This window comes from Halobacillus sp. A5, assembly GCF_024189315.1.
Taxonomy (GTDB): domain Bacteria; phylum Bacillota; class Bacilli; order Bacillales; family Halobacillaceae; genus Halobacillus_A.
Window position 1 is genome coordinate 134,067 of sequence record NZ_JAIZEO010000005.1, and the last position, 23,555, is coordinate 157,621.

Annotated in this window: 18 protein-coding genes; 7 read left to right on the forward strand and 11 right to left on the reverse strand. The window is 38.6% G+C overall.

Annotation, left to right across the window (positions count from 1 at the left end; genetic code table 11):
- Positions 1-12: 12 nt before the first annotated feature.
- The 6 genes from LF822_RS18635 to LF822_RS18660 all read right to left on the reverse strand — a co-directional run bounded on the left by LF822_RS18635 (position 13) and on the right by LF822_RS18660 (position 7,927).
- Positions 13-1,515, reverse strand: a complete 1,503-nt coding sequence (locus tag LF822_RS18635; protein WP_253925609.1) for a tagaturonate reductase — start codon at positions 1,513-1,515, stop codon at positions 13-15.
- A gap of 206 nt (positions 1,516-1,721) precedes the next feature.
- Positions 1,722-2,312 carry a YpjP family protein gene (locus tag LF822_RS18640; RefSeq protein ID WP_253925610.1) on the reverse strand — a complete coding sequence of 197 codons (591 nt, stop codon included), beginning with the start codon at positions 2,310-2,312 and terminating at the stop codon, positions 1,722-1,724.
- 239 nt (positions 2,313-2,551) lie between these two features.
- Entirely contained in the window at positions 2,552-3,958 is a 1,407-nt protein-coding gene (locus LF822_RS18645; RefSeq protein ID WP_253925611.1) for a sugar porter family MFS transporter, read from the reverse strand.
- Positions 3,959-4,165: 207 nt separating this feature from the next.
- Entirely contained in the window at positions 4,166-5,590 is a 1,425-nt protein-coding gene (araA, locus tag LF822_RS18650) for an L-arabinose isomerase (RefSeq protein WP_253925612.1), read from the reverse strand.
- 32 nt (positions 5,591-5,622) lie between these two features.
- Positions 5,623-6,318, reverse strand: a complete 696-nt coding sequence (locus LF822_RS18655; RefSeq protein WP_253925613.1) for an L-ribulose-5-phosphate 4-epimerase — start codon at positions 6,316-6,318, stop codon at positions 5,623-5,625.
- 1 nt (position 6,319) lies between these two features.
- Positions 6,320-7,927: a xylulokinase gene (locus tag LF822_RS18660; protein ID WP_256522346.1), complete on the reverse strand. Its 1,608-nt coding sequence runs from the start codon at positions 7,925-7,927 to the stop codon at positions 6,320-6,322.
- Between the two features lie 339 nt (positions 7,928-8,266).
- Here LF822_RS18660 and LF822_RS18665 point away from each other — a divergent pair, with 339 nt between their 5' ends.
- Both LF822_RS18665 and LF822_RS18670 read left to right on the forward strand, forming a co-directional pair.
- Complete coding sequence (locus LF822_RS18665; protein WP_253925614.1) at positions 8,267-9,358, forward strand: GntR family transcriptional regulator; 1,092 nt, start codon at positions 8,267-8,269, stop codon at positions 9,356-9,358.
- Positions 9,359-9,565: 207 nt separating this feature from the next.
- Entirely contained in the window at positions 9,566-10,528 is a 963-nt protein-coding gene (locus LF822_RS18670) for a LysM peptidoglycan-binding domain-containing protein (RefSeq protein ID WP_253925615.1), read from the forward strand.
- A gap of 460 nt (positions 10,529-10,988) precedes the next feature.
- Here LF822_RS18670 and LF822_RS18675 read toward each other — a convergent pair whose 3' ends face one another.
- Both LF822_RS18675 and LF822_RS18680 read right to left on the reverse strand, forming a co-directional pair.
- Positions 10,989-12,014, reverse strand: coding sequence for a YheC/YheD family endospore coat-associated protein (locus LF822_RS18675; RefSeq protein WP_253925616.1), 1,026 nt, complete (start codon positions 12,012-12,014; stop codon positions 10,989-10,991).
- A gap of 2 nt (positions 12,015-12,016) precedes the next feature.
- On the reverse strand, positions 12,017-13,234 hold the full coding sequence (locus LF822_RS18680; protein ID WP_253925617.1) for an ATP-grasp domain-containing protein: 1,218 nt from the start codon (positions 13,232-13,234) through the stop codon (positions 12,017-12,019).
- Between the two features lie 320 nt (positions 13,235-13,554).
- Between LF822_RS18680 and LF822_RS18685 the strand changes: the two genes are divergently transcribed.
- The gene (locus LF822_RS18685) at positions 13,555-13,887 is read left to right on the forward strand and encodes a hypothetical protein (protein WP_253925618.1); all 333 of its coding nucleotides are present in this window, start codon (positions 13,555-13,557) and stop codon (positions 13,885-13,887) included.
- 138 nt (positions 13,888-14,025) lie between these two features.
- Complete coding sequence (locus LF822_RS18690) at positions 14,026-14,508, forward strand: hypothetical protein (protein WP_253925619.1); 483 nt, start codon at positions 14,026-14,028, stop codon at positions 14,506-14,508.
- A 298-nt stretch (positions 14,509-14,806) separates the two neighbouring features.
- Here the strand turns inward: LF822_RS18690 and LF822_RS18695 are convergent, their stop codons facing one another.
- Genes LF822_RS18695 through LF822_RS18705 form a run of 3 tightly spaced genes read right to left on the reverse strand, consistent with a single transcriptional unit; the run spans position 14,807 to position 18,648 of the window.
- Positions 14,807-15,982 (reverse strand): Ger(x)C family spore germination protein, encoded by a 1,176-nt coding sequence (locus tag LF822_RS18695; RefSeq protein WP_253925620.1) that lies wholly within the window; start codon positions 15,980-15,982, stop codon positions 14,807-14,809.
- Positions 15,966-17,072 carry a spore germination protein gene (locus LF822_RS18700; protein ID WP_253925621.1) on the reverse strand — a complete coding sequence of 369 codons (1,107 nt, stop codon included), beginning with the start codon at positions 17,070-17,072 and terminating at the stop codon, positions 15,966-15,968. The genes LF822_RS18695 and LF822_RS18700 overlap by 17 nt, the downstream gene beginning before the upstream one ends.
- 22 nt (positions 17,073-17,094) lie before the next feature.
- Positions 17,095-18,648 (reverse strand): spore germination protein, encoded by a 1,554-nt coding sequence (locus LF822_RS18705; RefSeq protein ID WP_253925622.1) that lies wholly within the window; start codon positions 18,646-18,648, stop codon positions 17,095-17,097.
- Positions 18,649-20,339: 1,691 nt separating this feature from the next.
- On the opposite strand from LF822_RS18705, the gene LF822_RS18710 reads away from it, so the two are divergent.
- From LF822_RS18710 to LF822_RS18720, 3 genes are read left to right on the forward strand one after another with little or no spacing between them, the layout of a single operon-like run.
- Positions 20,340-21,908: a spore germination protein gene (locus LF822_RS18710; protein ID WP_253925623.1), complete on the forward strand. Its 1,569-nt coding sequence runs from the start codon at positions 20,340-20,342 to the stop codon at positions 21,906-21,908.
- Positions 21,901-23,106, forward strand: a complete 1,206-nt coding sequence (locus LF822_RS18715) for a Ger(x)C family spore germination protein (RefSeq protein ID WP_253925624.1) — start codon at positions 21,901-21,903, stop codon at positions 23,104-23,106. The genes LF822_RS18710 and LF822_RS18715 overlap by 8 nt, the downstream gene beginning before the upstream one ends.
- 49 nt (positions 23,107-23,155) lie before the next feature.
- The gene (locus LF822_RS18720) at positions 23,156-23,554 is read left to right on the forward strand and encodes a GerAB/ArcD/ProY family transporter (RefSeq protein ID WP_253925625.1); all 399 of its coding nucleotides are present in this window, start codon (positions 23,156-23,158) and stop codon (positions 23,552-23,554) included.
- The last annotated feature ends 1 nt before the right edge of the window (position 23,555 follow it).

The following is a 23,555-nucleotide window of genomic DNA, read 5'->3' on the forward strand; positions in this document are numbered from 1 at the left end:
ATCCCTTCCTTTTCACTTATGATTTTCTATAGGCGCTGCCGTTTGCAGCAATAGCTCAGCTGCTCCCTTTGCCCCGTTTAGGTCAATACTTTCAAAGTAGTAAAACACATCTTCCGTAAGATGCGACAGGTCCTGTTCCCACAGGCTTTGATTACTTAACAAATCAGCAATATCGTCTTTCGTCTGCTGTTTGTATTTCCAGAAATCAATGAATGTCTGCAGCACAACTTCATCATCGCGAACTTTATATTGTCTGCCTTTCTGAAGTCCCATAAAGTGACCGTCATGAATCGTATAAGGCTTGTAGTAATGAAATAAAGCTGCTAGAGAATAGCTGATCGCCGCAGGGACATATTCCTGTTGTTTTAATAAAGGGAACACACGGCTTTTTAATTTCTGGACCGCATTTAATCCTAAATCTGCCAGTTGATGCTTCACAAACGGATTCTGAAAACGTTCAATGACGGATTCAGCAAATGCCTCTTTTTCCTGGGAATCAAAGGAAAGATGAGGCAGAATATCCTCGAAAACAACCCGGCGGACATATGAAGAAATCGTCTGATCCTCCATCACTTCCCTTACCGTATTGAGTCCTGATAAGAATCCAGCACTGAAAAGCAGGGTATGAGGAGCATTCAATAAGCTGACTTTCAGGTCACGGTACGGTTTCACCTTATCCCATTTCACATTGAGACCGGCTTTTTGAAAAGGGAGTTTCTCCTCCAGTGAAGGATCGGCTTCAATGACGAAAAGGTGAAAAGGCTCTCCTACCGCCATCAGCGTATCCTCATATCCTAATCTGCTCTCCCACTCTTTCACCGTGTCCTTTGGATAGCCGGGGACAATACGGTCGACCAGCGTGTTACAAAAAGTGTTGCGGTTCTCCACCCATTCTGTGAAAGCTTCCGGAAGCTCCCATTCTTCTGCCAGACGAAGCACAATCGATTTAAGAAGATTTCCGTTCTCCTCCACCAATTCACAAGGGATTATCGTGAATCCCGTCCCTCCATTTGTGTAAGTATAGCGACGATACAATAAAGCCGTTAATTTCCCTGGAAAAGAGAGGGGTGATTCCTTCTCAGGATAAGGCTCTTCCTTATAAGCCAGCCCGGCTTCTGTTGTATTGGAAAAAATAAATTCAATGGAATCAGACTCAGCTAACTTCAACAGCCCCTCCCAGTCGTCATAAGGGTTAATACTTCTGGAAATTGTAGAATTCACTTCAATCTCCTGCTTCTCTTCACCATCTTCAATTCCTTGAAGAATCGTAGTAAAGAGCCCGTCCTGTTTGTTCAGCTTAGGAACGACTTTACCATGAGGCGTAGGCTGAATCGCCACCGCTCTTCCGTTGAACAGCTGCTGCTTGTTCATCTGCTGCAGCATCCAGTTCATATAAGCTCTTAGAAAATTTCCTTCTCCGAATTGAATAACTTTTTCAGGAAGCTCTTTCTGTAGTAAGGATTTATCAGTATTGGTTGTCAATTTTCGTGCAGTTACTTTATTTAATGAAGGCATGAAAATCATCACACTCCTTATAAACAAAAAATAACAACGTTGTTATTTTTAATCAAAAAAATAGTTACAGGGGGAAAGAAGGAAATGTAACAACGTTGTTATTTATAAGTTTATGTAGTTCAACCCAAAATGTCAATGGTAAATCTTTATTTATATCAGAAAATTCAAAATAAAAATCACCTTTTCCTATAGAAAGGTGATTTCTGCTAAGACATCCATTTAGGCGGTGTATTTTTATCCCAATAAATTTCACCAAGCGGGTGATGCTCCTCAAACTGATCTTCACTTAAATGATAATGAAAATTGAACCAGTATCCATCGCCCGGGCGATTGTCACGTCTGACATCAAATCTTGCAACTTCTTCCTTTGTGCGTGCATCAATAATGGTAAATACCTTTTCCCCATAACCCGATGTCACCTGCTCGGTAATCTCATAATAGGAAACTTCCTCAGTTCCTGAATCACTAACAATATCGTCTATAACCTCTTCCATCTTTGGAAGAATATCATGTTCAAAGTCAGCTTCAACTTTATCAATAATTCTCGGCCCCATTTTAGAAATCATCCGGTCTTTAGCCTGTGCTGTCAAACTATGTATATAATCTTCGGATGAAAGCCCCTCAGGTTCCCCGGGTTCTGCTGCTTCTTCATCTGCAAAATTCAAGCCGGTATCTTCTTTAGAAGAAACCTCTTTCTTCTCCGAAGCATCCATCTCTATATCTGTAGGCGGGATGTACATGCCCAGCGTCATGATCGCGACGAATACAACAAATATCTTTCTAAACCATAGTTTCATAGAATAAGACTCCCTTACAACTGCTCTATTTAAATTCTACCACTTTTTTGGAAGATGTCTATACGGAACAAGACCCAGTTGGAAATGCTTACAAAATAGTCCTCCTCGCAGAAAATCATTGTTTTAAAACTCTATAAGGATTGAACTTAAAAATGATACTTGTTGACGATCTCAGTCAACAAGTATCATTTAATTCGAGCTTTCCATCTTCTTTAGTTAATTTCTTCGAATTATAAACCTTACAGTCCTATTTCAGCCCTCTTTCCATTAACTTGTCTATCTTCCCCAATTTGTTCAATTTCCTCTAAACTACGACCGCGAGTTTCAGGAACACATGTCCGAATAAATAATACGCCAAGTAAACAAATAACACCGAAGATTGCAAAAACGGCTTCTTGAGCCATTGATGCAGTCATGATTGGAAATAGTAATCCAACCAAGAAAGAACCAATCCAGTTAAATGATGAAGCTAATCCCGACGCGCTCCCTCGAATGACCAGCGGGAAAATTTCTCCAACGATCACCCAGGTTAAAGGAGCCCACGTAAATGAATAAAGGGCTACATAGATACTTAAAAACACAACCACCATCATAGGACTGGCATTAGGAAGGAGTAAATTCAATACTGCCGGAAAAATAAAGGACAGCCCCATAATCGTTCCACCAACTGTTAGTAAGGTACGACGATTAAACTTATCAGCAATCACTAGGAAGAGTAAGGAACCAAGTACAAGAATTACTCCTTGAATAATCGGCCACATTAACGCTGAACTAGCTTCATTCCCTGTTGCATTTTCTACAATCAATGGAATGTAATAAAAGATTGCATTTGCACCCTGGAATTGTTGAAAAGCAGCAACGCCTAGACCGGCAATGACTAAATAACGGTATTTATTGCTTAAAAGTGTACCCCATGACACTTTTTGGTTATGCTTTTGTTCTTCACGGGCAGTTTTTTGAATTTGTACAATTTCAGAATCAATTTCTTTCTTATTAGAGCGAAGATAGCCCAACACTTTACGGGCTTCATCGAGTTTATTGTTCTTGATTAAGAAACGGGGTGATTCAGGTAACCTCAACATACCAAAGTATAAGATCAAAGCAGGTACGGCAGCCATACCAAGCATCATCCGCCATGCCATTGTTACCGGCAGATCTTTCAATAAATAATCAACAATATATGAAAGTAACATTCCAGAAACAATCATGGTTTGATTAATTCCTGACAATCGTCCCCGTAAACGGGCTGGTGCCATTTCTGACATATAGGCTGGTACCAATGCAGAAGCAGCCCCAACGGCCAATCCTAATAAAACACGTGCAACAACTAAAAAAATTATCCCATTATGAGGAGCTATCCCTGACAAAATAGACCCAACAACAAAAATAACAGCAGATATTAAAATCATCTTGCGTCGTCCTAAACGGTCAGAAAGCTTTCCGGCCAGGAAACCTCCAAAAATTGCTCCCAACATCACTGAAGAGGTAATCCAGCCAATGGCACCCGCGCTGTTTTCAAGGTTCCAGTCATTTTGCAAAAAGGGTAAAGCACCTGTCATAACGCCGATATCATAACCGAAGAGAATGCCTGCGAAAGCACCGAAAAAATATATGAAGCGACTTGAAACTTTCTTCTCATTAAGCAATATGATTTCCTCCTCAACCCTTATAGTATTAATTATCCGTGCAAAAACTAAATCATAGATTCACATCTAGTTATAAAGCGTTTTCAATTCTCCTGAAAAAAATAAGACCTATATGTTTTCCGATCGATTTCATTTCGATATATGAATTCTTTGATTGCTTCTTCACCTCCAGGGAAGGTGCAGCACCCCCCTTGAAGGTTAGAAGTTTTACTTGATTGTTACGTACTCCAGGTCAACCATTTTTGCATAAGCAATAATTTGATCTGTTGTCAGATTTAATGAAACCACTGTATGATGGCCGCCCCCATTTTCTATCCAGGCTTTCACCCCGTCCTGGAAATTGGGCTTAACGTCCCAGAGCACGCGGGCTACCGGAAGCTTTGGAGCTTCAACAGTGGGCTCAAATGCAGAAACCTCGTTGATTAATAGTTTGTAATGAGTACCAAAATCGGCCATTGAAACAACGACGCCGTCACCTGCTTTGCCGTCAAAGACTAAACGAGCTGGATCTTCTTTATCACCGATACCTAGAGGAGATACGATGATTTTTGGTTTGCTCCTTGCAAGCGTTGGATCCACTTCAAGCATATGGGATTGAAGAATGGATTCTTGACCAGCTGCTAACTCATAAGTGTAATCCTCCATAAAGCCGGTGGATTGGTTATGGCTCATCACTTTTAGTAAACGATCGAGCGCTGCCGTCTTCCAGTCTCCTTCAGCAGCAAATCCATATCCCTGCGCCATTAAACGTTGAACGGCAAGGCCGGGAAGCTGTTTCATCCCATGTAAATCTTCAAAGTTAGTGGTGAATGCGTTGTAACCGCCTTCATTAAGGAAACGTTTAATCGCAATTTCATAGCTTGCCTGGACTTTTACACTTGCTTCCCAGTCTTCTTGACTATACGTTCCATAATCAAACTCATAAAGTTCTGCATATTCGTCGAATAGGGCATCAACTTCCTCGTCTTTAACCGCATCCACGTATTGAACAAGATCGCCGATGCCGTAGTAGTCAACGGTCCATCCAAATTGGATCTGCGCTTCCACTTTGTCCCCTTCAGTGACTCCCACGTGACGCATGTTGTCACCGAAGCGAGCAACTTTAATGTTAAAGCTCTCGTTAAAAGCAACGGCTGCGTCCATCCACTCAGCAATTTGCTTTTGGACTTCCGGACGTTCCCAATACCCGACGACAACTTTATTATTTTTATTCAAACGGGCATTGATAAACCCATATTCACGATCACCATGAGCAGATTGGTTCAGGTTCATGAAATCCATATCTATCGTTTCCCATGGAATACTTTCGTTAAATTGGGTGGCTAGATGGAGCAGTGGTTTTTGTAATAGTTTTGTACCGCGAATCCACATTTTCGCAGGGGAGAAGGTATGCATCCACGTAATAACACCCGCCACCTCGTCACGATAATTGACTGCCTTCATTACATTTGTAATCTTATCTGCACTCACAGCTAAATCCTGCAATACAACAGGGTAAGGTAAAACACCGCTTTCATTTAAAGCATCTGTCATTGTTTGCGCGTGTGCTTTAACTTCTGCTAATGCTTCTTCCCCATAAAGATGCTGTGATCCTACGACAAGCCAAAATTCTTTGTTTTCTATTGCTGACATAGTTATCCTCTATTCTTTATTTAAAATTTGGACTACTTCTGCCCGTAATAGGCATTTTCTCCATGTTTTCGTAAATAGTGTTTATCTAAAATGCGCTGTGGCAGCTCTTGAGCAAAATGATTTAATTCGCGTGCAAATAAATTCATCTTCGAAATTTCCTCCAGCACCACACTGTTTAGTACCGCTGAATTTACATCTTTCCCCCAGGTAAACGGTGCATGACCATGAAGTAAGACACCCGGAACAGCTAAAACATCCAGGCCGCGTTCTTCAAAAGTTTCGATGATCACGTTGCCGGTTTCGGTTTCATAACTACGATCAATCTCTTCCTGTGTTAAAAATCGTGCACATGGGACGGAGCCATAGAATGTATCAGCATGAGTGGTTCCCATGGCTGGGACATCAAGCCCTGCTTGAGCCCAGATCGTCGCCCAGGTTGAGTGAGTGTGTGCGATACCGCCGATTTCTGGATAATGTTTATAAAGTACGGCATGGGTCGGGGTATCTGATGAAGGATTTAGTTCTCCTTCCACTACATTGCCTTTTAAATCGACTATCACCATATCACTGGCTTTCATAGTTTCATAATCGACACCACTTGGTTTAATCACGAATAGGCCGCTTTCACGATCAATCGCACTTGCGTTTCCCCACGTGTATTTCACCAGTCCCTGCTTAGGTAATTCTAAGTTCGCGTAAAACACTTCTTCTTTTAGTTGTTCTAACACGTCAACCCCTCCAGTTCTCCACTAGATTATCTACAGCGGTCCGCTCAATCACTAATCCTTCTTTGTATCGATTAATAAAAGTTTCAAACCCTTCCACATCAAATCGATCCGGGTGAATTTCTTTTACCTCAACCTCGGAAAAAACTTTTCGATCAAGGAAATCTTCTAAACTCTCATCTTGACCTTTGTTCGTCATGTAAGAAGCTAAAACAGCCATTCCCCAGGCCCCGCCTTCTCCTGCTGTTTCCATTACAGAAATCGGAGTATTCATCGCAGCTGCCACAATTTTCTGTCCGACTACAGGGGTGATAAATAAACCACCATGCCCCAGGATGCTGTCCACAGATACATTTTCTTCCTTCATCAGAATATCCATCCCAATTTTCAAAGCACCAAAAGCCGTAAAAAGGTGGGTACGCATAAAGTTGGCTAAGTTAAAGTTGCTCTCAGGCGAACGAACAAATAGTGGACGGCCTTCCTCTAATCCCGTAATATTCTCACCTGAGTAATAACCGTAGCTAAGTAATCCACCGCCATCCGGATCAGCCTTCAACGCTTGATTGAACATCACTGTGAATAATTCATTCGTGTCAACCTTTTGTCCCATCGCTTCATAAAATTCTCGGAATAATTCGATCCAGGCGTTGATATCACTTGAACAGTTATTCGCGTGAACCATTGCTACCGGACTACCGTTTGGTGTAGTTACCAAATCGATTTCGGGATACACTTTTGAAAGTTTTTTCTCTAACACCGTCATGGCAAAAATTGAAGTCCCTACTGAAACGTTTCCTGTCCGTTTGCTCACACTGTTTGTAGCAACCATTCCTGTCCCTGCGTCCCCTTCGGGCGGACAGAACGGGATATCTGGTTGTAAATTTTCTGATCGATCCAGAATTTTTGCGCCGATATCCGTCAATTCACCGGCTCCCTCGCCCGACAGATAAACCTCAGGCAGAATATTTTCCAGCTTCCAGGAGTACCCTTTGTCCGCGATTAACGCATCAAACTGCTTAACCATCGTTTCATTGTAGTTCTGTGTCGATTCATCAATTGGGAACATCCCCGAAGCATCTCCAATGCCAATGACTTTTTCCCCGGTAAGTAACCAGTGAATAAATCCAGATAATGTAGTGATGTAATCAACACGTGGTAAATGCCTCTCTTCATCTAGAATCGCTTGATAGAGGTGGGCGATACTCCACCGTTCCGGAATATTGAATTTAAATGTATCGGTTAATTGACCTGCTGCAACACTGGTTGTTGCGTTCCGCCAGGTCCGAAATGGCACAAGCAGCTCTCCGGTGTTGTCAAACGCCATATAACCATGCATCATCGCCGAGATTCCAATCGAACCGATTTTCCGAATAGTAATTCCGTAATTTTGTTCAACTTCTCGTTTCATTTCACTATAAGCGGTTTGCAATCCAGTGATTAAATCCAATAAGTTGTACGTCCAAATTCCGTTTTCCAACCGGTTTTCCCAACCATAACTACCCGATGCAATTGTTTTAAAATTTTTATCGACCAACACTGTTTTAATACGTGTCGACCCTAATTCGATTCCGAGTGATGTCTCGCCTTTAGCAATTTTTTCTTTATTTTCCAAGGTAATCTCCTTTCTGGCAGCGGTTTCAATTTTTTAAATAGTAAAAAGACGCCTTCTGTATTTGGTTAAGGTTAATTACAAATTCAGTATAATTTCTGTACGTACATATGTCAATAATTAAAAAATATGTACTTACAAATACACGCTATATTTCTCTTACTACTTCCATTACGGCAGTATAGAATTTTTAATTTATATTCTTTAAAACAGCAAACACCAGCATTTGTTACAACAGAAGGCAACGTATAAATCTTTTTAAAAACATGATATAATATGTACGTACAAATAATTGGAGTTATACAAATTCAATGGCGAACAACTAGGAAAAAGGTGATTGTAGTGAAACCAAAATATATGGTCCTCATTGATGATATAAAAAGTAAGATTCTTTCAGGAGAATATGACATAGGAGAAAGAATCCCAACGGAATCCGCTCTCCGGGAAATTTACAGTGTTAGTAGACAAACCGTTCGTAAAGCTATTTTAGAACTATCAAATGAAGGATTTTTAAAAAGCGAAAAAGGATCCGGGACTTATGTAAGTAATCAATATCAGTCAAAATCCAGCGGGAAATCCAATAATAAAACAATAGGAGTAATCACAACTTATATTTCGGATTACATATTCCCCTCTATCATTCGCGGGATTGAAGGAAGATTGAACGAGGAAAATTATTCGTTACTGTTAGCCAGTACAAATAATGACGTAGAACAAGAAAGAAAGGCTCTGGAGATGATGTTGTCATTCGGAGTGGATGGGTTAATTGTTGAACCTACGAAAAGCAATCTATACAATCCAAATATTGCTTACTATCTATCGTTTAAGGAACAAGATGTGCCTTTCACAATGATTAATGCTTATTATGAAGAATTAGAAGTGCCCTTCTTTTGTCTTGATGACGTAAAATCCAGCTATATTGCAACAAAAGAATTGATTTCCAAAGGGCACACACAAATTGGACTTATTTCAAAAAAAGATGATTTACAAGGGAAGTATCGAATGAAGGGCTATATCAAAGCGCTCGGAGAAGCAAAATTACGGTTTCAACCAGAGCATGTACTCTCTTTTGATACAGAAACAAAACTGGACTTATATGCGAACTTAAAAAAGTTTTTAACCGAGAACAGAGACGAGTTAACGGCAATTGTCTGCTACAATGACGAAGTTGGGTTAGAAGTAGTAAACGTATGCAGACAACTAGGAATTTCGATCCCTGATGAGTTATCAATAATCGGCCAGGACAACTCATATATCGCTAGAAATGCTAATATCAAACTAACAACACTAACGCACCCCCAGGAACAAATGGGACGGGAAGCAGCTGACTGGGTCATAAAAAAACTAAAAGGGTCCAGGGATTTATTAAACCAAACCTATTATCAACCTGTATTAGTTAAAGGAGAAACAGTTGAAGATTTGAATAAGAATTAACTGTTTTGATTCAATACTTCCACCGAACTATTGGTGACTAATCTATTTGTTTTACTTTTTAACCAAAACATGGATGTAATTACTGAGAAAATTGCAGCGCTTTTAATAAAGGCGCTCTTTTTTTGCTTGATATCACCGTTTTAATAACACGACCCCGTTCGCTTTTTTTTGTGAACAGGGAAAAGGTACTAGAAGGGAGAATAGTGGATGAAGAAAAACAGCTTTTGGATCATTTTTTGCTCATTATTCATAACAGCAGCAATTACGGTGCCATTATCAGTTTCAGCAGAGGAAAAAGATCTACAGACGACCATACATATGGTAGAGGAAGGCGAATACTTATCGGTCATCGCGCTAGAGTACGATGTAACCATGGAGGAAATCGCAGAAGCTAATGATATGGAGACCACCGATTATCTTTATGCCGGGCAAGAACTGGTGATCCCTGTGGAAGAAGAGATCTTGGATCTTTCTCTTCCATTAGAAAATTCGGAGGAACGCACAAAGGAAGTCACTCATGTGATGACGCACTTCACTTCAAACGCGGCTTTGACACCACAGAATCCATACAGTGCGAATGATATATATGACAATTTTGTTGATTATGGCGTATCCGCTCATTACATGATTGGAAGAGATGGAGAGATCTATCAACTGGTCGATGAAGACCGTGCCGCTTTTCACGCCGGGGACGGAAGCCTTTCAGGGTTTCCCGAGTATGACAACGACATGAACCAACGTTCAATTGGAATTGAATTATTAGCCCTCGGCACAGAGGAGGAAATGTCCTCCATGATGTCTCCGGAAACGTACCAATCAATAGATTCAGCGGACATTGGATACACAGAAGATCAGTACAAAGCATTAGATAAGTTGTTAGAAGATATTGAACAGCGCCATCCCGCCATTCAACGAGACAGGGATCACATTGTCGGCCATGATGAATATGCACCCGACCTTAAAACGGACCCTGGATCATTATTTAAATGGTCTGAAATCGGCTTGAGTCAAACTAGAGAAGAAACACAAGTCCATACAGTAAAAGAAGGCGATTATTTATGGGGGATAGCAAACGAATATGACACGACTTCTGAAGTAATTGCAGAAGCTAATGGTATGGATTCACGGGATCCTTTATGGATAGGACAAGAGTTGATCATTCCTGAATAAACCAAAAAAGTAACCTTGAGAACTTAGTTTTCAAGGTTACTTTTTTTGGTTCTGATAATAATTAATGTTATATCAACTTTTATGAATAGGAGTGAATCGGTCCATTTTATAAGTAATTTAATGAGTTTGGTCCACAAATGGTCCACTTCTGTCCACTAACTAAATAGTTTATGCTCAAAATCTTAGAAGCCTATTGTAGGCACCCTAATTAGGTAGGACCTAAATGCTCAAAACCCTGTTAAATCAACATTTTCAGGAATTGCATCGAATATAGGTTAAATAAAATGGGACAGGAATAATATAATTCTGCCCCAAATTTTTATAAAAACAGTTTCTTCATTATATAGGTAACTTATACTTAAGATAGCTACGTCTTCGCCGAGAAACCTGACCTCCTTGACTTTACATACGAAAGGGCAGTGGGGTGACCTTTAAATATAGGCTAGCGACTCCCGGTGTACTACTTCTTTTTATTTTGTCTGTGCAAATAGCATGCATACTGGATCAGGTTCTTAGCCACATCCATTTCCAAACTAAATAAGGCAGGGACACCTGGCCGCCAGTTAACTTCGAAAATCCAAATTTTCTGGTTTGAATCTATTCCTATATCAATCCCCAATTCATCAAGAGGTTCCTCATACAATCCATCAAAATGATGGGAGAATTGCAGAGAAAATTGTTCTAAAGTTCTTTTGATATCGTAATATTTTTCATCAAATTCTTTGTGTAGTAAACTTTCAAATTTAGTAGAGTAACCTCCTTGCGCTAAATTAGCTACCACTCCCTTTGAGGCAATCCTTGGAAAAATGGTGGTCACTTTCCATTTGCCTTCTCCGTCCTTTTGAGTGTGTAATCTAAAATCGTAGGATAATCCGTTTTTCAATTTACACTTAATAAAGGGTTGAATTAAAAAATCTCCGTTTTCGATTAATCCATTGATAAACTCTTTGAATTCTTTTTTTGACATAACTTGCTTTAACTGGTTTCGATAAACCGTATATTGTTTATTATCTTTTTGTACATACGAAATATCATTCCCCTGGAAACCCGCACAAGGTTTAATAATAATATCAGAGTACTCCTTGAAAAGGTTTGTGATCTCACTAAATGTAGTAAGGCGTGTAGAGGGTATCAAATAGTTTGAAAAAGTTTGATCTTTTTTAATTCGATTGTATACACTCATTTTGTTGCCGATAGGATTACTTGTAAACGGAATACGTTGTCGCAGCTCCTCCACGATGACTTCTTGTTTTGGGGTCACCGGTGAGCTTGAATTGTAAATCACGTCTGGAAAAGGGACCATAACTTCTTTCCACTCCCCTCTTTCGTAAACCCATCCAAGGATGGTTTCTTCCTTAAAGTTTACCCTCCCGGGGGAAAAAAAGAAAAAGTCAGCTCCTTCCATTTTGGCAGATGCTGCATAAGCATATGATTTAAATGCAGTTCTTGGATCATCACGATGGGAGAGCATTCCAATGCTAGTCATTATCATTCTTCCTTTTTCTCTAAATGAAAATATAGTTCTTTAGCAGCCTTAAGAGCGTTCACTTTAGCTTGTTTTGTAGTATCGCCTTTTGCCATAACATAAGCATATCTCTTCCCCATTGAACTGGGGGGCTGCAAAAAGGTCCCCTTCCTGGGTTTAGTATGGACTTTTTCCACTCCTGGACACCTTGAAGCACGGTTACGGCCTGTTATCTTTAATAATTTTCCTGACGATTCAACGGTTACGTAATGAGTGTAAATATGTTCTTCCCATTGCCTTGTTAAATCAGGTGTTTGTCCTAAATACAGACGTATAGTTTGCTCAACTAAGTCGATACCATATGCCTTCTTTATCATTTCGTTCATCGCTCCTCCGGAGATCCGTGGGTTGACTTCGATTAGCTTCCATTTTCCTTTAACCAGCCTCAACTCTAAGTGACACGCCCCCTCTTTGATATTAAAAAGTTGGATAATGGATGTTATATCTTCATATAAACGTCTATATAAACACTCTAAAAAATGTGGTTGAACGGAATAACCTGTAATAACAAAAGGGTTATACTCCGAGAACTCTTGCTTTATGATAGCGACAATAAGAACCTTTCCTTCGTGGATTAACGTTTCCACTAAGTATTGAGGTCCCTCCAAGTATTCCTCTATCAATATAGATCGACCGCGACGTTTCTTTAATAATTCATTGATAGCTTTTTCTAACTCCATTTGATTATTGGCTAACATTACATCATTAGACCCCGTAGATTTTGGGGGTTTAACAATCCATTTTCCTTCTTTATGCCTGTTTAAAAACGCTGGGAGTGAATTTTCAGGATGAAAAACATCAAATGTTGGTGTAGCAACTCCTTGAAGAACACAGTGAGTTTCAATCTTATCTTCCATTTTCTTAATAGCTTCTGCCGAAAAGGAAGACAACTTCCATTCATCCGATAATTCCGCCGCGATTCGAACATAAGTTTCAATAAAACTTAAAATACCTACAATTTGCTTACCTTGATGCTGGAGCTCCAAAATACACTGAATGACATGTTCCTTAGTGAGATCACTAAGCATCATGACGTGAACATCCGGAAAATCTGTTCGTTTACGTAAAAATTTATTTTGATTGGTTAAAAGTACAGTTAAATAGCCCAATCGTTCAGCAGCTTTAATAGCTTCACGACTTGAACCCGATTTATTTGTTCCTATAAAAACCATGGTCTGCATGAATCTTTGGTTCCTTTCTATATCATTTATCACCATACAATATGAGCATAAATATTATATTTCTATTAAATGCGAATACAAAATTAATGTTCATTTATTGAATTAAAAGAGGTTACTGCCCTATATAGAAAGGTTCCCATGTACATAAGTTGGACAAATTTAAAAGGTTTAAAGATTTTTTTCCGACACTGATCCTATGCATACAGCCTAAGTAAAGACGCCCATTCAAAATAGTCTAAAACACATAAAGTAGATCATGCATAAAAGGCAGCAATACACGTTTAGATTGCCCACAAGGGTGACTTGAGGAGGATCCTGGTGTGAGTGAAGGTTTTTGTCCAATGTGTGGTTGTCAGATCGGATGTTTTACCTGTTTCTCCAAAGAATGTGTAAACCCTTGCCCTGTGCAACATCCAAAAAAAATATGTGCCATATCTTCTGAAGATGAACTTATCCTCTTGCAAGATTTAAAATACAAGCTACAACAGTTGATCGGATGGGAAGTTGAATTTTCATTAAAAAATAATGAAAAATTACGTGGAGAAGTCCGTTCTGTAGGAGAGAATTTTGTAGAAATACTTGTAAAAAATAAGAATGTCTTGTTCAATGACCATAACGAAGTAAACGATGGTGGAATCGATAATGACAAGTGAAGAAAATGGTACTTTGAACAAAATGACTTGAAGGAGGAAAGTTGGATAGTGAAGAATACACATCTAAATAAACAATTTCAAGTCCCTCCTGAACCCTATGTTATTCTATTACTTAAAAACGGGATTCCTTTTCGAGGAGTGGGAGTCGATAAAAGAAAACAAACTTTTGAGACAATTATTTTTAAATTTGAAAAGCACCTTAAAGAACAGAGGTATATCACTCTTACCCCTGTTCATCCCCTCCACCCTTCTACTATTGTAGTTCCAACCTTTGCTTCCTTAGACTCTATATGCGGGTGGCATTGGATTTCCGAAAGAGAGCTCCAATTATTATCATCATATGAAAAATTAAAAGATCAATTGAAATGTAAAAGTTACTCTCTTATAAATAGCCGTAAGCATTTTATGCATAGAGGAGCATACGGGTTAAATGGCGGACCGATTATAGCTAAACTTTCAAGGAAGAAAAGCGACCTTATTTGTAGGATGGAGCCAGATGCCCCAGAACTTTCAACGAATATAATAAAGCGGGAGTCTTTCAGCCCCATAAGTAAAGATAATGAATTGCTGACTATGATCCCCCTCGAGGCAATATTTTCCGTCTGCAAAGTTAGCTATTAAGCCAAAATGGAATGTATTGACAGAAAAGCTTGCTTAGTCCTTCTATCCGTTAGGTTTTTTTAGAATCTGTAATATCAATAATTTCACTCGGGAACTGCTAGTAAATATAACGAATGAATAAAGAATCGGTTTCAACATTTAGGTGTGAGGTATCTAATGTATTATTCCATTAGCTTGTAAATAAGATAGCTCACCAATAATAGTGAGCAAAAGCTATGAAAGGCTCTATCCCAAAGTGTAAAATTATGATTTTCTTTCGAGGGCTTGGTAATTTTATATTCCATTGCGTTGAAATATTTTATTTATTCCCTAATGTTCCATAATCTTTGATAGTAACATTTACATTGAACTGGATCGGTACTTCACTAAAAGTTTTATCCCAGTCTTTTTTGACTTTTTCCCAAACTTTAGGGTATTCAATTCTTAAACTTTCTCCAAATCCTAAAACATCCACCTGGTATTCCTGTTGTGTCTTTTCTGATACACTTTTCACCAATTTTTGTACTTCTTCTTCAATGTTTTCTTCTACTTTTATTAGAGTTTCATTTGAAGAGGGATCTATTGAAGTAGCTTCTTTTTGTTCCCCAATACGTCCCTCAGACTCTATTTCTACATCAAAAGAGATATCGTTTCCGTTCACGCGTGGTTGTATATTAGAATTCATTGACAATATTTCGTATATAATGGGGGTGCTTTTCTTTTCAACATAGCTCTTCACTAAACCACCTTTTCCTTCTCCTGTTATCCAATTCACTCCCTCTACCTCTTCTTTATTTAAAAGACCCTGTAGTTTTTTTGTTTTCCCATCAAACACTGAAGCTCCATCAAACTTCATTTCACCCTGATCCGAAATTACATTTTGCAAAAGAAAGCTAGCATCAGATTGTATTTTCCTATTCAATTTAGAAAGATGAATAGGCATTAGTATTTTGGAGTTTCTATCGTGTGCTTTGGTCATTTGGGCAAGTTTCATTGATGGGACAACAGATGGTTCACTCGTCTCAAGAATATGACTAGCTCTCTCTTTGGCAATAAATATTTGACAACTTTGTCTTATTTCATGTTCTCTTATGAAATAATCAAGGGTTTGTTGTAAGCTTGTTGTACTTGCAAGTTCCTCTCCTATAACTAAGACCTTTACATGATGAGCAAGAAGGATTTCCTCAATTTCCAATAATGAATTACGCGTAGCCTCCATCAGCGAACTGCCAGTTTCAGAAACATTTTTATATGCGTTTTGTTGGGTGCCCTGTCCTTCTATACCAGCATTCGAACTATTTGACGTGGCCAACTGGTTGGTTAGAGTGATGACGTTCTCTCCTTCTTGTCCTTTCTCTTCTTCTAAATCTACGGCAACCCCCAAAATAAGCCCCAAATCCTCAATTTCATTTGTACTCCAACAAGAGGTTAGAAATAGAAGCGAAAGAATAGAAGGAATAAAAACAAACCGTTTATAATTATTGCTTAGTTTCATGTCTTCCCTCCTTCACCCATGAACCTATAAGGAGTAGTAATGGAAATAATCCAAACAATATATATGCAAAATACCCAAGAATATCTCCAAGCTTAAATAATTCATTAATATTTTTAGGCATCATGGCCACGATGTAAATAAAAGGTATTAGTAGATAGATCATTGGTTTGGTTTCTCTTTTAAACAGATGGGACAGTCCCAGCGAAGCAGCATAGAATGATATCGTAAAGGTAGCGAAAATTTGCATAATCCATATAATTAATAGAAAGGACTCAAACCTTTCAAAAATTAAACCAGTGATTTCAAAACTTTGAATGAGACTAATTGTTGGCCATGTGTATGTTTGCGCTACTTCGATGGATAATCCTCCTACTACCATAACTACCGTTATCAAGTAAAAGAGCGTGGGGATTCCAACCCCAACTAGAACCACCTTTATTGCTTTTTCAGGCTTTTCCATAAACGCCACAAGGACTACCATTATTTCTGCTGCTGTGAATGCTAGAGCTGTGGTTTTTATTCCTTTTAATACAGGCATGATCCCCGATCCTAAAACAGGGCGCAGATTATTTAACTCAAATATTCCCACACTCATGAAAATGACCAGTAAAAATAATATTATCGTCAAAGGGAAAATTATTTCAAATAAACGAGCAATGGGGTTAATCCCACTGTTGATTAGATAAAGACCTATCGCCATAAAAGGCATAAGAATAGCCCAGGTTGGAGTTCCATCTAGCAAAAAAAACCCTGCCACTTCTGCAACCGTTCGAGCTTCAAATGCAGAAAGAGTTAAAAAGTAGACAATCACAAATATACTTAGTAATGAACCCAACACCTTTCCTACAAGGTTTTGGCTATATTCGTAAAAATTCTTTCCAGGATACTGTTGGCTCAATTTCACATGGATAACCCCTGCAACCAATGAGACGCATCCACCCAGAAGAACAGTTATCCAGATATCCGGTGTCTGCACTTCCTGTGCTGCAGCTCTGGGAAGAGTCAGAATGCCGACTGCAAGGGTATAATTAGTTAAAATAACTGCTGTTTGAGAGGCTGTTAATTGATTTTTTGCCTGCAGACTTATCATGGATACCATCCTTCTATCACGTTTATTTTTTACGAACCTGGTCTTTAGGATGCAGCATTTTCGGACGTCGTTTCATCATTTTGAGGGGCATGCGAATAAATAAATCCTTCCAATCACTTATCCGGTAAGGGACAAAGGGACTGGCAAAAGGCACACCGAAACTTTGCAATTTAACGAAATGGCTGCAAAGGAAAAGGAAAAATAAGATGACACCGTATAATCCTAGTATTGCGGCGAATATCATAGATCCAAACCGAAGGAATCGTAAAGAAATCCCTACACTGTATTGGGGGATAGTAAAAGACGAAATGGCTGTGATAGCCACGACAATGACCATCATTGGACTGACAATTCCTGCTTGTACAGCAGCTTCTCCCACTATTAAGGCACCTACAATCCCGATCGTTTGTCCAATAGGGCTTGGCAAACGAAGTCCGGCTTCCCGTAGAATTTCAATGGCTATTTCCATTATTAAAGCTTCAATAATAGAAGGGAATGGAACTCCATCCCTGGACGCTAGCACAGTAATTGCAAGGTCGGTTGGAATTAACCCCTGATGGAAGGATATAAAGGCAATATATAAAGATGGACCAAAAAGAGAAATAAATGCTGCAAAAAAACGTAATAGGCGAACGAGAGATCCTGGTATCCAGCGTTCATAATAATCTTCTGGAGCTTGGAACATCATGCTGAAGGTCACTGGAACAATTAAGGCAAATGGAGTCCCGTCCAATAGAATAGCTACGCGTCCTTCCATTAATGCGCTCATAACTCGATCAGGCCGTTCCGTGTTTTGAACTTGTGGAAAAGGGCTAAGATAATCATCTTCAATTAACTGCTCGACAAACCCTGATTCCACTACATTATCAATATCTATTTTTTGAATTCTTTTATCTACTTCTTTCACTAATTGAGGATCCACTATATCCTCGATATAGGCAACCACGAGGTCTTTCCTTGATCGCTCTCCCACTTCGTATTTTTCTAATGTTAATTTTTCATTTTTTCCACTGCTCCTTAATAACGCGCTATTATCGCTTAATTTTTCGGTGAAACCAATTCGAGGTCCTCTGATCGATTCTTCGGAAGGAGGCTCCGTTAGCTTCCGTGTTTTTCCTTTTGTAGTACCAAGAATTAATACAGTTGAAGCCCTATCCACTAAAAGGGCCACCTGCCCCATTAAAACATTTGTCACAAGCTCTTGCAGAGTTTCGATTTCTTTTACTTCACTAATGGAAAGGATATGGTTTTTGATGTAATCTTGGGAAAAATAGTCTTTATTTCTAGCAGATGATCGTTTTGTGTTTTCTGAAAAGGGTTGAATTAATGTTTTTAAAATATGCCTATCAATTAACTGTCTGTCTGAAAGGCCTTCAATGAAAATGATAGCGGCACGAGTATCTGTGCTTCCTAAATTGAACTCATGAAATCGCACGTCATAGTTATGACCGATTTCTTGTTTGATAGCTTCTAAATCTTTGCTAAACTCTCCAGTGAAATATTCTGAAATTTCTTCCGTTTTTTGGTTTTCGTTTTTTTCTAGACTACGTTTCCTATTTAATTTCCAACGTCTCATTATCACCCATCTCCATCTTCATTTGAATCACGCATCCAACTAGAAATTTTTGAGATTAAATATAGAATGAAAAATAAGGAAAAAGCTTGTAAAAAAACCTCCCACTCTGGAAGGTAAAAAGAAATTTTCTCCCACATTGTAATCTCACCCTTTTATGACTGCTATTATGTTCTATGTATCAAATAGATATTAAATGGTCTTTAAACTATTTTGCTCGAAAAGATTAAATATTATAAGTAAATGTCTTAGAAACAGCTTTTAGGGCTGGTTATATTTTAAATCAAAAAAGAATTCTCTCTGGGGGAAGTTAAAAGTGCTATTAGGACAATATCGAATTGGGGAATGTAAATAAAAAGCTGGATGCGTCGATCCCTTCCACTCTACATACCTTTCGGTGCTGATTGACTTTACCTAGAATCAATCGATTCTGTGGTATCCTTTTTAAGATAAAACTTTATGGTACCTATACCTTTCATCTTTGTGAAGAATACGCAAGTTGGAAACTGAACGTTTTCTGTATATCTGGAGGGAAACTTTTGTACATCTGTTTTCTTCCTTTATTTGTAAATAGTGAAAGCTTTGAACTGAAGTTCATCGTATGGAATGTTTTCACATTGCCTATAGGGAACAGATCAGCCACATATTGCTGTAAATCGTTTTCGTCCCTAAGCTAAATTTTTTCTTATAAAAGGGAGATAGCTTAAAAGGAGGTTTTAGCTTTTCAATCGGTCGAAGACGGTCAAGACGTGGAAACACAAGACTTACATGAGTCGCTTACCTTAAGCCGCAAAAGGTTAACCTTTCACATTGGTCCTGAAGAAACATTAATAATATTTCCTTCTTTTCTTTCTCTCTTATAAAAAGGCTCTATTAAAGTTTGGTGTTGATATTTATAAAAATAACAGGACTTCCAATTATGGAAGTCCTGTATTGAAATATTGTATTATGATTTTTCCGGTTACTCAATTGAGAGATATAATGAAGGTGGATGGTGTACCTTTTAATACTTATCGTTTACCGTTACCATTTCCAAAACTTCACAAAAAAAAAGGCGAGTCATAGACGAACACTTCACCTAAAAACCCCGCCAACTCAGCAATGTATAAGATATTGTATATGATTTTCTAACTTAACTTTTTAAAAACTTATATTATTAACCTTATAGAAACTCTTAAACGATCTATACATTTAAGAGCGTAATAATACTCTCCTCTCATTAACCGCCTATATGCCTCATGTAAACTCGCGAAGAATTTAGTTCTCCAAGCTTCAAATTCATCAAGCGAGGGTTCATAAGTCATTTCCAAGGATTGTTCTTGAACGGTGGAGATGATCGAGTTGTGATCTTTAATAATCTTTATATTTTTCAACCACACAGAAGGCTGAATATCCTTTGGCTCATAATAAAAAGTGTCCACCTTTATGAAGCTATCAAAGCTGAACGTCTGTTTTTTAAAAACCTCAGTAAACGTACGACGATTTCTTTTGGTAAGGTTCCGCTCTCCTCGACTGTGATATTTAGTAAAGTGTATCTGACCTTAACGAAACTGTCCAACTCAGTGCAGCCTCTCCAATCACACAATTATGATCTGATAGAAGATGAAACTAACCCTTTAAAGATAAAGTATAAAAGTTACCCTATTATGGAAAGGATGTAGAAAGAGTCAGATTAATCGTTAGGGGCAGAAATCATGAGTTTTAATTGGAATCCATTTCATAAAAAGAAGCAAGAGAATCATGTAAGTGACAAGCAAAAGGTATCCCATATCTCTAAGGATATTTCTCAAAACTTAAAAAAACTACTAGAAGAGTTTGAAGACAGCTCTGAAATAGTCATAAGAGAATTGAACACGGGGATAAACAAAGACATCAGAATCGTTTCTATTTATATGGATGGGCTTGTTGATCAAACCTTGGTAAACGAATTCATAATGGAATCTTTAATGCTTAATAAATCTGAGTTTGATAAATATACACCAAAAGAGGACGTCTTTAACGATCTAAGAATGAATGCTTTAACATTATCTAATATAAAGGTGATTAATGACTGGGATAGTCTAGTTTTAGCCATTCTTTCAGGAAATACCGTGATTATGATTGATGGCTGGAACGAGGTCTTCAACGGGGAAACCCAAGGATGGGAAGAACGCTCGATTCAAGAGCCGACGTCCCAAACAGTTATCCGAGGTCCTAAGGATTCGTTCACTGAGTCTTTGAGAGTAAACGTAACGTTGATAAGAAAGAGAATTAAAAATGCTAATTTAAGGCTTGAAAATATTGAAATAGGAAAAGTCTCCAGAACAAATGTTGCCTTTATGTACATCCAGGGTATAGCTACAGATGAATTAGTGAAAGAAGTTAGAAATAGATTAGAGAAAATAGAGACAGATTCTATCATTGAGTCAGGAAATATTGAAGAGTTTATCCAAGATCAGACGAGCACCCCCTTTCCACAGCTAATCAATTCAGAACGTCCAGATGCTGCAGTAGGAAATCTTCTTGAAGGAAGAGTGGTTATTTTAATCGATGGAACACCATTTGTACTGATTGCTCCTGCGACATTTTTTCAGTTTTTTCAATCTCCGGAAGATTACTACCAAAGAGCAGATATTGCTAGTCTTTTACGATTATTAAGGTTCTTTGTGTTCTTTATTTCGTTGTTTGCCCCTTCGATTTATATCTCGTTGACGACCTTTCATCAGGAAATGCTGCCTTTTCCTTTACTTATTAACCTTGCTGCTCAGAGAGAAGGGGTACCTTTTCCAGCGTTCTTTGAAGCTTTAATTATGGAAATCACCTTTGAAATATTACGAGAAGCAGGGGTGCGTATGCCGAGAGCCGTTGGGCAAGCGGTCTCTATTGTGGGGGCCATTGTTATTGGAGAAGCCGCTGTCCAAGCAGGAATCATTTCCCCAGCAATGGTTATTGTGGTAGGGATTACAGCTATTTCTAGTTTCGCTGTTCCATCATTTAGCATTGGTATACCAGCACGGATTCTCCGTTTTATTCTAATGATTTCAGCGGCAACGGCGGGTTTCTACGGAATGACTTTGCTTGTCATATTGATTATAGGTCATATGAATAGTTTACGCTCTTTTGGAGTCCCATATTTAGAACCCTTATCTCCTTTTAATCTTACGGCTCAGGCAGATACATTCATAAGGCTTCCAAAAAAGTTAGAACAAAAGATTATAATGAAACGGGATAATACTGTAAAAAAAGCTAACCAATTGAACAAAGATGGTGATACCAATGGCTAGCAGACGAGGGTTGATTATCATCATGTTACTTGTGGTTACATCTCTTCTTTCAGGATGCTGGAATAGTAGGGAAATGGATGATTTTTCAATTGTCACGGCTTTAGGCATAGATAAGGCGGAAGAAGAGGGGAGGTATGAAGTGACCATTGAACTTGTAAATCCAGCGGAGGTCGTTGGTGGAGAGCAATCTACTTCTGGTCGGGCTTCTACCACAACTATTTATTCAGCTAAAGGAGATACGTTAATATCAGCCATAAGGAGGGTATCTCAACAAACTCCGAGGGAAATCTTTTTCCCTTATACCCAAACGGTGATTTTCGGTGAAGAATTAGCGAGAAGTGGAATTGAAGATATCTTTGATTTATTGGAAAGAAACCAGGAGTTTAGATCTACTCCAAGAGTCCTTATCGCAAAAGACAATTCCGCCAAAAATATATTAAGTATCCTTTCTCCATTAGAAAAGATCCCTGCCCAAAAGCTTGTGAAGACGAGTAAAGTATCAGGACAGTCGTTAGGGGAAACACTCCCAGTAAAAATTATGGAATTCGTCAAGAAAATGACCAGTGATGGAATCGAACCTCTTGCAAGCGGGGTTAGTATTTTAGGGCAATCAGAAGACGGGGAAAGTACGACAAATATTGAACAAACCACCCCAAATTCTCTAATTAAATCAGAGGGATTAGCTATCTTTAAAAAAGGGAAGTTGATGCGCTGGATAGATAGGGAAGAGGCACGCGGAATTCTATGGGTCATCAACAAAATTGACAGCACAATCGTTAACTTAAGTTGTGAACAAAAAACTAATGCTATTTCATTTAATGTGACAGATACACGCACTTCTCTTAGAGCCACTGAAGCAAATGGGACCCCATCGATTGATATCCATGTGAAGCAAGAAGGGGAAATTGAAGAAGTTCTTTGCAAAATGGATATATCTAATCGAGATAAATTAGAACAACTTGAAAAACAAATAGAAGATAATACAAAACAGGAGATCGAACGCGCAATCCAAATAGCTAAAGAGGAGAATAGTGACGTTTTTGGCTTTGGACAGGTTATCAATCGTGGAAATCCAAAACTGTGGAGAGAAATCAAAAAAGATTATAATGATATCTTTCCTGAAATGGAAGTCAAAATTAAAGTAGACGCTTATGTAATGAAGACAGGAATGAAAACTAAATCATACAATCAAGAGTAGAAAATTCAGTAGGCGTTATAAACTAGTCGAAAGTTGGGAGGTGCGGAAAATGGTAAAGGAAAAAATAAGCTTGCTTCAATTCTTTGCTTTACTTAATTTATTTGTGTTTGGGACAAATTTGGTTGTGGGAAGCGGTTTAGATGCCAAAAAAGATGCCTGGCTTGCCATATTCATCGGAATTTTTGGAGGGCTCATGCTATTTCTTATTTACTATTATCTCTATACTCGCTATCCCAATCTATCTCTAATTGGTTACTCCCAAAAGTTATTAGGCAAGTATATCGGAGGGTTTATAGGGTTACTCTATATCCCTTTCCTTGTTTATGCAGCATCAAGGGACTTGCGTGATGTAGGAGGACTTCTTGGTACTTCCGTTTTAGATAAAACCCCCCACTTGTTTATTAGTGGGTTAATGATCTTTTCAATCGCCTATATCCTCTATAACTAGT